At 43.8% G+C, this 10959-nt stretch carries 13 protein-coding genes; 3 read left to right on the top strand and 10 right to left on the bottom strand.

What is annotated here, in order from left to right; translation table 11 throughout:
* Both AZ66_RS32930 and AZ66_RS21595 read left to right on the top strand, forming a co-directional pair.
* Positions 1 to 212 (top strand): thioesterase II family protein (locus AZ66_RS32930; protein WP_442950314.1); only part of this gene is annotated, 212 nt, incomplete at its 5' end.
* Between the two features lie 166 nt (positions 213 to 378).
* Positions 379 to 2001 (top strand): GMC family oxidoreductase, encoded by a 1623-nt coding sequence (locus AZ66_RS21595; protein WP_044356723.1) that lies wholly within the window; start codon positions 379 to 381, stop codon positions 1999 to 2001.
* A gap of 98 nt (positions 2002 to 2099) precedes the next feature.
* Here AZ66_RS21595 and AZ66_RS21590 read toward each other — a convergent pair whose 3' ends face one another.
* Positions 2100 to 2516, bottom strand: coding sequence for a DUF1259 domain-containing protein (locus AZ66_RS21590; protein ID WP_044356721.1), 417 nt, complete (start codon positions 2514 to 2516; stop codon positions 2100 to 2102).
* A 255-nt stretch (positions 2517 to 2771) separates the two neighbouring features.
* Between AZ66_RS21590 and AZ66_RS21585 the strand changes: the two genes are divergently transcribed.
* Positions 2772 to 3773, top strand: a complete 1002-nt coding sequence (locus tag AZ66_RS21585) for a hypothetical protein (protein ID WP_052648742.1) — start codon at positions 2772 to 2774, stop codon at positions 3771 to 3773.
* 183 nt (positions 3774 to 3956) lie between these two features.
* Here the strand turns inward: AZ66_RS21585 and AZ66_RS21580 are convergent, their stop codons facing one another.
* The 9 genes from AZ66_RS21580 to AZ66_RS21540 form a co-directional block, all read right to left on the bottom strand.
* Positions 3957 to 4856 carry a CPBP family intramembrane glutamic endopeptidase gene (locus tag AZ66_RS21580; protein ID WP_044356719.1) on the bottom strand — a complete coding sequence of 300 codons (900 nt, stop codon included), beginning with the start codon at positions 4854 to 4856 and terminating at the stop codon, positions 3957 to 3959.
* A 36-nt stretch (positions 4857 to 4892) separates the two neighbouring features.
* Positions 4893 to 5183, bottom strand: coding sequence for a YfzA family protein (locus AZ66_RS21575; protein ID WP_044356718.1), 291 nt, complete (start codon positions 5181 to 5183; stop codon positions 4893 to 4895).
* 55 nt (positions 5184 to 5238) lie between these two features.
* On the bottom strand, positions 5239 to 5865 hold the full coding sequence (locus tag AZ66_RS21570; RefSeq protein WP_044356717.1) for an ABC-2 transporter permease: 627 nt from the start codon (positions 5863 to 5865) through the stop codon (positions 5239 to 5241).
* Positions 5858 to 6724, bottom strand: coding sequence for an ABC transporter ATP-binding protein (locus tag AZ66_RS21565; protein ID WP_044356716.1), 867 nt, complete (start codon positions 6722 to 6724; stop codon positions 5858 to 5860). The genes AZ66_RS21570 and AZ66_RS21565 overlap by 8 nt, the downstream gene beginning before the upstream one ends.
* Positions 6721 to 7104 carry a GntR family transcriptional regulator gene (locus AZ66_RS21560; RefSeq protein ID WP_036621712.1) on the bottom strand — a complete coding sequence of 128 codons (384 nt, stop codon included), beginning with the start codon at positions 7102 to 7104 and terminating at the stop codon, positions 6721 to 6723. The genes AZ66_RS21565 and AZ66_RS21560 overlap by 4 nt, the downstream gene beginning before the upstream one ends.
* A 302-nt stretch (positions 7105 to 7406) precedes the next feature.
* Complete coding sequence (locus tag AZ66_RS21555) at positions 7407 to 8981, bottom strand: sigma-70 family RNA polymerase sigma factor (protein ID WP_044356715.1); 1575 nt, start codon at positions 8979 to 8981, stop codon at positions 7407 to 7409.
* Positions 8982 to 9226: 245 nt separating this feature from the next.
* Positions 9227 to 9670: a MarR family winged helix-turn-helix transcriptional regulator gene (locus tag AZ66_RS21550; RefSeq protein WP_021262845.1), complete on the bottom strand. Its 444-nt coding sequence runs from the start codon at positions 9668 to 9670 to the stop codon at positions 9227 to 9229.
* Positions 9671 to 9897: 227 nt separating this feature from the next.
* Positions 9898 to 10332 (bottom strand): ATP-binding cassette domain-containing protein, encoded by a 435-nt coding sequence (locus tag AZ66_RS21545; RefSeq protein ID WP_021262844.1) that lies wholly within the window; start codon positions 10330 to 10332, stop codon positions 9898 to 9900.
* Between the two features lie 50 nt (positions 10333 to 10382).
* Positions 10383 to 10547, bottom strand: coding sequence for a hypothetical protein (locus tag AZ66_RS21540; RefSeq protein ID WP_197081751.1), 165 nt, complete (start codon positions 10545 to 10547; stop codon positions 10383 to 10385).
* Positions 10548 to 10959 lie beyond the last annotated feature (412 nt).

Below are 10959 nucleotides of genomic sequence, written 5' to 3'. Positions count from 1 at the left end.
GTCCCATCGTTGCATTAGGCGGACAAGACGACGAATTTCTGTCCGAACAATCGCTGACATCCTGGCGCAGCTTGACCAATTCTGATTTTTCAAGCAAGCTGCTCCCGGGCGGACACTTTTTCTTGCACTCTCATCCGGAACACCTATTGTCGGCAATTAGAAAAGAAATCGAATGCGTCAATTCTGGATCTATTTACGCAAGTAAAACATGAATGGTGGAACATGGGGAGTCTTCTGAAATTTTTTCAGCAGACTCTCCTTTTTATCTCGTTGGTCTGTCACCTATAAAAAGAAAAGTCGATATCCTTTGTACCTAAGGAACATTCAACAGAGCCTCATAATATCCTGCATTAGTTAATGGATTAGCGAGGCGATCTGATGGAAAAGAAAAAGACTTTTGATTACATTATTGTAGGCACAGGACCAGCGGGTGCCGTACTAGCCAAAATGCTGTCGGATAATAAGCGAATCTCTGTACTCGTGCTTGAAGCGGGTGGCAATCGGGATAGAGACCTTCCGATCCGAGATTCCACTTTTGCTCCCGAACTTGAGGAGAGTTACTCCCCCCAATATTTTTGGCAAGGGGTAGGTATTCCTCAAGAAGGCCTTGATGATCGCAAGTTCGAATGGACGACAGGCCGTCTTGCTGGCGGTGGTTCTTCTATTAATGGAGAACAATATGTACGACCGACACCAGCCGTGATGAAGAATTGGGAAAGATTGCTCGGGCCGTTATGGTCACCAAAAAGAGCAATACAACGATTTAAACGGTTGGAGAGCTATAGCGGTGAGACAAACAACAGCAATGCCCATGGTTATCGGGGAAGGATCGATATAAGACAGGCACCGGAAGTTCCAACGTCAATGGCGGAAAAATTAACTGACGCGATTGAACGGGCAACAGGGCTCTCTAGAATTCTGGATTACAACGATCCGAACACTCCCATAGGCCCCTTTACCCGCTGGCAATTGTATCAACAGCTGAATGGGCATCGAGAAAGTGCTTCTACTGCTTTCCTCTCCCCTGACGTCGTGACACCAAGCGGACGCGGCGTTAAAGGGCGAAAGCTAACGATATACTACAATACAACGGCTCTCCGTGTTCTTTTTTCTCAAAAAAGAGCGATCGGAGTAGAATTTTTGAAGGAAGGCAAATGCCAACGTGCTTATGCACGTAAGAAGGTTATCATTTCTGCCGGAATTAACAGTGCCCAGCTTCTGATGTTATCAGGAATCGGGCCAGCTGAATCGTTGCGAAAAGCGAACATCCCCGTTATTTTTAACAATCCCAATGTAGGACAAAGACTACGCAATCACACCTTAAACTTTGCTACTTTCACTACGAATCGACATGACCGAGCACTACCAGTGAATGACCCTAGCGCTCTATACACTGGCGGTGCCTTCTTGCCCGATCCAACCGGCACAGATCCGCATCAACGTGCTGTCCAACTAATCGGAATTGGTTCCGGTAATATGCTGACAGTTGCCATCCTCTATTTACGTCCTAAGAGTCGTGGAAGCATTGTGATCCAAAATAATGATCCACTCAAAATCGTGCTTGCCGATGAAGGATTCCTCTCGGATCCAGATGATATGGAAGCGATAAAGAATATTTATCGAATCTATATTCGGGACATCGCGTCAGAACTCGCTCGAATTGATTCGTCTTACCAACTGATATCCCCTGATTTAAATACGATTGCAGATGACGGTAAACTTGAATCCTTTATCAAGGATAACTTCGACCATAATCATCACCAACAGGGTTCTCTTCGAATGGCACCATTGCGCAATGGCGGTGTCGTTGACCGCATTGGAAGGGTTCATGGGGTCAAAGATTTGCTCGTAGCGGATGCTTCTATCATTCCATTTACTGTAGATGGAAATACATCTTCGGCTGCATACCTTATCGGATATACAATTGCACGTCAATTACAGGGCAAGTCTTCCTCTAGAAAGGCCCGTTATTTTGTGGATATGGAATGGGAGGAAGAATAGGATTATAGATATGGAGGCTGAGCATCTATTTCCCGATAGTAGCGCGTTCAGGAAAATCATGACGCTCAGCCTCACTTGGGTTAATTAAGCATGTAAGATTAACCTAAGAAGGCAATAGACTGTTTTGATTTTTTTGCAAAAGCGATAGGATTATCAATGGACTCCCAGTGAATGTACATTAAGCGTGGGTTATCTTTTAACCAGTGATTGTGAAGAGCGGTAACTGTTATCCCATGTCTTTGAAGGTTGCGAATTAATCGATTGGCCTGATTTTGAAATAGTGCGGTCTCACCTAAACAGAGCGCGCGGCCCGAACGATCAAGAGATTCGAATGAGAACAGTTGATAACGAACTAAAGGAGAAGTTGTACGTCTGCCCAAGATCGTTGCTTTCAGGTTTCTTGCACGGCTAACAAAACAGACCGGCCCAGGATCGATTTCATGTTCGCCACCTAATATTCTTGAGAACTGATTGCACAATCTTCTGAATCTTGGGCTTACTTTGACATTCGCCATGATATACCTCCTATTCGTGTTGCCACATTGTATTATCGAATAGTCTGAGGTGTATATGTGATTGCCCAGTTATCATTTTTTTTAACGAAAAAGCTTAACATTAGGTATACGCCGTGCCACTGCATATATAAAGTATGCTGAATAAAAATCGTACATAAGATGAATTCTACACATGCGTCATCCAATTTCTAGGTGTTCAATACGAAGCCCAGAAATTTTGAATTTCACTAACAACAGTTATTTGGAGGCTTGAAAATGATCTCGTTCGTGACCCGCTCCATGATATTCCTTCTCCTCCTTACCTATTTTTCTGTTAGCAGCATGATTGTCCATGCTGACTACAAGGCGCCATCTGCTGAAATGAACATAAGTGTACGGACAAGCCCCTCCGCAACATATGAACATAAAATGGTATTGAAAAATAAGGAAGCCCTTCGTTTATATCAGGATGGCAAGGAAGAACAAACAGAACATCGCCCTGTACTCTCCGACATTTATGTAACGATTACAAAAAATAATAGAACAAAAAATTTCCGTATGGAGCAATCCGGTTCCTTATGGAACGAGGCTGAATCAACACGTCTTATCCTTACACCTAAAGCGACCAAGCAGTTGCTGGTACATGCAAATTTTCTAAGAAAACATCATTATGGGACGATTATTCCTTGGGGTGAGGCGAAAGCCTTGCTTCCTAGAAAAAGCACTTTCTCAATTGTTGATTTGGAGAAAGGGTTGAAATTTCGTGTCCAGCGTCGTGCGGGAAGCAGGCATGCCGATGTGCAGCCGCTAACCAAAGAAGATACGAAGACGATGAAGCAGGTGTATGATGATCATTGGAGCTGGAATCGGAAAGCAATAGTGGTCGTTACAGATTACAATCGGAAAATCGCTGCTTCTATGAACGGGATGCCTCATGGCGGCGACGGGATTCCAGACAATGGATTTTCCGGACACTTCTGTGTCCACTTTCTAGGCAGCAGTACACATAAATCCATTCATCCAGACTTAATGCATCAGGTGATGGTTTACACGGCCTCAGGAAAATTAGGCGATTTATTACACCGCTTATCTCCCGAGTTGCTCTCGGAAGTATTTATTGGAGCCTTGTCTCAACGCGATAATAATTTACTTATAGCAGTGTCTGAAGGTGCGCATTCTGAAACGGTAAACTACTTTCTTAAGCAGATGGAGAACGGAACGACATACCGGATGATGAAAAGAAAGAATTTCCCGATACAGACAACGGGCATCGATTAACTACCGTGTTAGAACTACCTGTTTTCATGAAACAGAAGAACATGTCGGAAAAAGGCGTAGCCATTCGATTTGAATTTGCAAGGGAATCGGTCTTTTCTCCGTGGAAAATAAGGAACGTAAGCCCCAGACAAAAATGAAGAGAGCGAACTGCGCTCTCTTCGTCATTTATTAGGATATAATCAATCATTTGTTCAGCGCATCAGTTTGACTGATTTGCTTTTTCCGTATGATACGAATCGTACTTAGTATAACGAGTGATACAATAATGCTGCCGATTTGCATCATGCCGATAGCGAATAGACCGGTGAGTCCAGGTTCTGATTCTTGGTAGGTTAAGATTGGTGGCACTCTATATTGATTCGGCCAGATGACAAACCGCAAAATTTCTAAATATGTAAGGTGAAAACCAATTGACGCCCAGAGGCTTCCGCTCCATAAACGAAGTAACTGCAAACCTATTCCAAAACAAAAAATGATAACGATATAAGAGATGTCAAGCGATACTCCGGGTGTAAGTCCTACAAACGCTTGAATTAGGGCAACCGCTGTTGTGAGGCATACAAATAGCAATGTTTGAAGTAATACGGACAGCCAAGCTGGAAATCGATGACGTAAGACGTCATACAGAAACCCTCTTAATCCTAGCTCCTCTGGCAAAGCTTCATAGAAAACGGCAAAACAAACATTGATGAGCAGCGCAGCAACCCACTGATCAGGGGTGTGCCATTCCTCTATGACAATCAACCCTTGAGAACTAGCAATAATGAGAGTCAATGCAGCCAAAGCAATTGCCAAGAGAGCCCCCGTAATAAAGTGATATCCCCTTTTCCAGGAATATACCGGCGTCTTGGGATTCACACCAGTCATTCGATAGAGACGCTGATATAAATACAAAATAATAGGAACAATGAGCCCGCTCATTACAAGACCTTTAACCACATATTGAGCATACATTGATGGGCCGAACAACTGTACAGTAACATCACCGGAAGATGAAGCTAGAAACAGAGCACCGACTAATGTTGCCCATCCGGCGAACAATAAACCTATCCATTTCTTATTCTGATTTTCTCTCGATAGCATTGCATTTTATTCCTTTCATTCACAACATGAGTTGATTTATTTTGTGGAAAAGATAACCTTAACAGCGCCTATTAGAGCAGGCAGGAGTATTGTTACGATCAAAAATGCCGTAATTACATTAGATATCGGCAAGTCATAAGGAGTGAACCATTCTGTAAAAAGTTTGGAATTCATAATTCTGCCCATGATGGTTCCTGGATTGATTTCTCTGTTCGGATTCCAAGAAAATCGATCACAGGCAATAAAATAGAGTTGTGCAACAAGAAATCCCACAAGGGGCATTACCCAGCCTTTTATTCGACTAGGACGATCTTTTAGAGTATGCATCCTGTCCTATCTCCCTTTTTCGTATATCTTTTGATCATGCAACAGTTACGAACTCTTATAATTCCTTTTTCGTAAACAGAGCTGCAGCTATACAGTAGGAAGCAATGAACAGCAATAAGATGCCGATCAGGATCAAATACAAGATTGGGCCACTATGTAATCCGTTCTCGTTGATCATTTGCATAAATATTGCCGTAGGCTGCGCCAGTGCAATTAGGATTAATGTGAATACCCCTTGAATAATAGACGTTCCTTTCTTACTAAGCGTATAAAACAGCGGCAAATAAATGGAAGCCAGGACTAGCAAGATTGCTACTGGCCCTAGTATATCCATGACCGTTAAGTCTGGTTTGTTAAATGCCGGGAATACAGTTGTAACGATCAGGTGAATGCCATAAGATGCTAGGACGCTGACAAGGCTAATAATAATGCCCGTTATGTATTTCGCTTTTACGATATTTTTACGGCTAATCGGCAGCGTGACCAGAAAATTGTGGTTATGATTCTTTATATCGATCAGCGTAACGTGACTTAGTGTAGCGAAAGCCGTATAAATACCTACAAGGTGAACAGACGAGGAATGCTTTGGTATAAAAACAACACTAAATACAACAAAATACATGAGAGGTGTCCAGAGCGAGCTTTTAAAAGCGATGAACTCTTTCCGAAGCAAGTTATGCATGTACACGTCCTCCCTTGGTTGTGAAATACACGATGTCTTCTAATGATGGTTTGTTGAGAACCGCATAATTTCCGAATAAATGCTCAGCCTCCTGCCGATTATCTACTAAGCCCTCAAAACCAACGGCTGTCTCACGAATTCCGACAAATTTTTTGCGAACATCGGAATCTAGTAGTTGGGAGTCACCTTTCACGATTACGTATCTATCGAGGACATCATCTTTCGCTTCATTGAATACGAGCTCTCCGCGATTGATGAAAGCAATGTAGTCGGCAATGCGATCCAAGTCTGTTGTGATATGAGTTGAGAAAATAATCGAATTTCGCTCATTCTGCATCATGTCCGCAAGAATATCGAGCATTTCCCTTCTGAACACAGGATCTAGCCCGGAGGTTGGCTCATCCATGATGAGGAGCTCTGCCTCATGTGAAAAAGCAACAGCAAGGGCAAACTTCACTTTCATCCCCTTGGATAATTGTTCAATCTTCTTATTCGGAGACAGCTCGAACTGTTCCAGATAGTTGTTAAATTTCTGCTCGTTCCACTTTTGATAGAAAGGCGCGATCACCTTCTTCATGTCACGGATCGTAAGGTGATCATAATAGAAGCAATCATCCGACACGATGCCGATGCGCTGCTTGATCTCCACTTCTTGTGCAGGCATATCGCAGCCTAGTATCTTTACGCTCCCAGAGTCAGGGCGAATCATGCCAAGTATCATCTTAATCAAGGTGCTCTTCCCTACGCCATTGGGACCAATCAATCCAGTAATGTAACCCTGCTTCACATCCAAAGATACTTGATCAACTGTAAATTCAGGGTATGTTTTCGTTAAATTACGTATTTCGATTGCATTCATGATGTGTATTCCTCCTCGAACAATAGCTTCATATGATCAATTACATCTTGTTGACTCATACTTAATTCCTTGCTTTCACGAATGATCTCAATCATTTTTTCTTCTAATTGTTTCATACGCTGCTCCCGAATGAAGTCTTTATTGGCCCCTGATACGAACGATCCCTTCCCTACCACGGAGTCGATCAGTTTCTCTTTCTCTAGCTCTTCATACACACGCTTGGTTGTGATGACACTGACCTGCAAATCCTTAGCCAGTTGCCGAATGGAAGGAAGATTGTCACCTGCACGCAATTCCCCACTCAGAATGCTCTGTCTGATTTGGTTCAATATTTGCATGTATATCGGATCGCTCGAGGCGTTGGAAATAATGATTTTCAGCTTGTATCACCTCATTACTGTTTATATCCATATAGTGTACATATACAATATATACACTGTTGCGATAAGTGTCAATAGAGTATTTAGTGTATATATATATTATATACATTTATTACCCCTGCAAGCTGAAGGTGATGCCTCGAAGGAATTAGTCGACTATTTGGGAAAGCATGTGGTGAAATAAAAAACGGCTGAGCGTCATTATCGACTGCTCCGCCGTTTTTGCTGTGAAAGGCATAATTTACGAGTTTAATTGTTCATGCAGGCAATTAGTCACCCTATGATGAATTTGCTCCGCTTTGCTACGATCCTTGGTTATCGTTGATGAGTGCTTTCGTTACGGTGTCCCAGCGCCACGGTACAGATTGCCCTGTCAGGTGAACACCACCAAGCCACGTATCGATGCCGTTCAGTGCTACCCAGTCTGCTTGACCTTCCAGCACTTGTCGCCCCGCTTCCGTTAACGACAACGTACATTCACGGAATGAAGGCGGTGTGCCTTGGAAATTTGGGAAGGTCCCTACCCCTTCAACGTGCAGGAGCGGATGGGTACCGCTAGTCAGCTTGGCCAACACATGCCAGTATTGCAAATCCCCCATTCCAAGTTCATGCAGCCTATTGCAGACATGCTTGAATAATTCATACGGAGAAGTAATGCCACAATCAATCTGCTCCAATGTGAATTGCTCGACAATGCCGAGCCCATTGTGGACAGATGGGAAATGGGCAAGATGCTGCTGGAATGCTGCTTTCGCATAGGGCAATGCCGACGTATCCTCTCGCAGAAGCTGTACGAGCTTGCTAGGCTCAGGAGAAGTATAAGCCTTCCATAATGCTGACCCTAGATCGAGCTGTTCACGACCGACAGTTTGCCACGTCCCTGATAGTGACGCCAACTGCTCTTCATTCAATTGGCCGAGCCCACGGAATAATTCAATGCCTGGGAATGACCCAACGCATAGCAAACTTAGTTTCGTATGTCCAAGCGATTGCTGTGCAAACCAATGGAGCAAGTAGCAGAGCATCGTCTGGTCGAATAAATCATGCTCGAACCATAATACCACCTCTTCATATACGGTAAAGCGAGCGAGTTGCTGTTCTTGATCGCCTGAGAGACGTGTAAATTCTGCTGCGGGAATTCCTAACGCCTGTTCCAAGTACTGTGCCCGTACCTGCTGATTGGAAGCATCAGCAGGATTGGTGAAGTTCGGCCCTTCCGGGTACACTTCCCTCCACACGAGAATATCCCCTTCTGGTATAACCTTACGCAATGTGTTCGCTACATGATCTCCGTTTACAATATGCAGCATATGTTTTCCCCCTTCATATAAGCCGTTGCATACATGGGCAAAATCAGCAACTGGCAGGATTCCTTTCAGTTTGCGTCGAGCGTCAAATAACCGTTTTTTCAGTACAGGGATGGACGTGCCTAAGTACGCAGAGATTTCCTGCAATGAATAGCCGTAAAAATAAAACAACTGTACCGCCACACGCATATTTGATGACAATGACGATACGGATTCATGAAGCAGCCTTCTCAGTTCTTTTTGCTCGACGATGTCGGAGATGCTCTTCCCACTTTCGGCTAAGCCGGTCATATCATCCAGTGGGACAGTCGGATGACGTTTGCGCCGGAGAATGCGGTTCGCTTGATGAACGACAATCACCTTGAACCAACCCGGGAATGCTTCGGTTTCTTTCAGCTTATCGAGGTTGATGAATGCTTCCGCGAATGCCTCTTGCACGGCATCCTCCGCCAACTGAACGTCGTGGAGCCGTTCATAGGCTACAGCAAAAGCCATTGAAGTGAACTGTCGGACGATGGGATCGAACGCCTCGCGGTCTCCTCGCTTCGCTGCTTCTATCCAATGGTGCACGTCCCCAACTCCTTTCTTTCTATTCAACTATAACAGTGCCATGAAACGGCCAAAAGGCTACATGATGATATCAAACACATTCTAGACTTTATTTGTGCAGGTTGTGAATGAAAGAAAGCCGCCGATTCAAGAGTGAACGGCATCCTTGCGAGGTGATCAACGTATATCGTTCGAGTTGCGTAACAGAGAGAGAATGGCTCCACAGCAAGCTAACCCCCCGCGTTGCAGATGATGGTTAAGCGTGATTACGCCCAGTTTTTAAGCACTTCGTGCAGATCGAACAACGCTCGGTGGAAACGAATAAGCTGCTCATCGTTAAACACGTCAATTTTGTCGCGAAGAAGCTGTCCAATGGCTTCTTTATACTCTTGGATAAATGCCGATCCTTCTGCTGTTAACTGGAGATTGAAGGAACGCAAGTCCTGTTCGTCGTGAGTCCGATTCACGAATTTCATTTCAATTAATTTTTGAATGAGCTTGGAGAGCTGCTGCTTGGACATATTGAGCTCTTGGGCGAGCTCCTTCATTCCGATTGGCTGGTTGCTCTCGATTGCAACTAGTGCATAGAATTGCAGCGGGCTCAGCTTTTGCATCACCGTTTGCTCAAATAGCTTCATCATTCTGCGTTCTAATAAGGGCATTATTTCACCCCAAGACTCTATAATTTCATCCATTATCGCTGCTCGCATGGCATAATACCCCTTCGTTAACGATTCAGGCATTGACAATATGCATGAAAACGTGACAATTATGTATATAGTAAAAATATGTTTACTATATGAAAATTTGCCGTACTTATTGCATATTACCTATTCCCCAGAAAGGCGGGATGTCGATTGATTGACACACAGCCTAATTTTAAGCCTTTTATCTCATAAATACAAAGATAAGGGGCAGATTCAACATGAATAGTAACCTAATCCGTATCTTGCGATAAACCAAGCAGCAGACTATATTTCGCAGTTGTCCCTTTAGACAGATTACCTACGCGCTCCGACCGATCCAACTTGAAAAAATCCAATAATTCCTTCGCTCGTACCTCATTCCAATTCTGGTAGAAATCTTTCATAAATTGCATCCCGTCGGACAGCTTCATTCCCATTGGTACTGTCACATGATCTGGTACAAAAGCTACCTTCTCATACATCGCCGGCCCAACAGACTTGCCATCAATGCGAATCGTGCCGCTCTTTGGTGGGGTAAGTCCCCTAATTGATTTCAGAATCGTGGATTTCCCAGCTCCATTGATTCCGATCAGGCATGTAATCTGCCCTTTTTCAGCTGTGAAGGATATACCTTTCAGCACATTGCGCCCACGATAACGCTTATGTAAATCGACAACCTCAATCATCAGAGTTTCCCCCCTTCTGCTTGGTTCGTACGCGAACGTTCCTCTACATACTACGCCCGGACAAGCTCCAGCAGTTCATCGACAGGTACATCAATTCCCCCTACTGACACGACAAGAGCCTCTACTGCATCTTCTATAAGTTCCGAACGAATTGCTCGCAGAATATCCTCTTCCTCCGTAATCCGACTCGGTGAGTTCTCTTCCGTTATAATCAACCGCTGCTCCTCCATTTCCTTGTAGGCTTTTTGCGCCGAATGGCTTCTAACTATCAAGCAATTTCAACAACAATGTTTAACAACCAAAAACAAAAGAGGATGAGCACCACGCATAAGGGGATATTCCCTTTGCATGACTCATCCTTTTTTAAAATGTCTAACTTTGTATTCAATTGCTTATTGTTATTGGTTTTAGTGGACTTCCTCCACTCTTTAATGTTACAGAGTATGCCGGCTTTCATTATTTCTTCTTATCATCCGAGGAGCAATTCTTCTACATTACTCAGGTTGTTCTACTTTTCGGATACGAATGTATGTAATTTCTCAAGACTCATCCAGCCAGCGACCTTGTTGATAGGTTTATTATTTCGAAACAGAATCGTCGTTGGCAAACTCATCACCCCATAAAAAG

Source organism: Paenibacillus sp. E194 (genome assembly GCF_000935845.1).
GTDB classification, from domain to species: Bacteria; Bacillota; Bacilli; order Paenibacillales; family Paenibacillaceae; genus Paenibacillus_B; species Paenibacillus_B alvei_B.
Note: the sequence above shows the minus strand (reverse complement) of the source record. Positions and strands in the feature narration are given on the sequence as shown.

Coding starts and splice junctions, on each gene's coding strand:
- AZ66_RS21585 (WP_052648742.1), top strand. CDS start 2,772: ATGATCTCGTTCGTGACCCGCTCCATGATATTCCTTCTCCTCCTTACC.
- AZ66_RS21550 (WP_021262845.1), bottom strand. CDS start 9,670: ATGCGAGCAGCGATAATGGATGAAATTATAGAGTCTTGGGGTGAAATA.
- AZ66_RS21570 (WP_044356717.1), bottom strand. CDS start 5,865: ATGCATAACTTGCTTCGGAAAGAGTTCATCGCTTTTAAAAGCTCGCTC.
- AZ66_RS21575 (WP_044356718.1), bottom strand. CDS start 5,183: ATGCATACTCTAAAAGATCGTCCTAGTCGAATAAAAGGCTGGGTAATG.
- AZ66_RS21565 (WP_044356716.1), bottom strand. CDS start 6,724: ATGAATGCAATCGAAATACGTAATTTAACGAAAACATACCCTGAATTT.
- AZ66_RS21545 (WP_021262844.1), bottom strand. CDS start 10,332: ATGATTGAGGTTGTCGATTTACATAAGCGTTATCGTGGGCGCAATGTG.
- AZ66_RS21590 (WP_044356721.1), bottom strand. CDS start 2,516: ATGGCGAATGTCAAAGTAAGCCCAAGATTCAGAAGATTGTGCAATCAG.
- AZ66_RS21580 (WP_044356719.1), bottom strand. CDS start 4,856: ATGCTATCGAGAGAAAATCAGAATAAGAAATGGATAGGTTTATTGTTC.
- AZ66_RS21595 (WP_044356723.1), top strand. CDS start 379: ATGGAAAAGAAAAAGACTTTTGATTACATTATTGTAGGCACAGGACCA.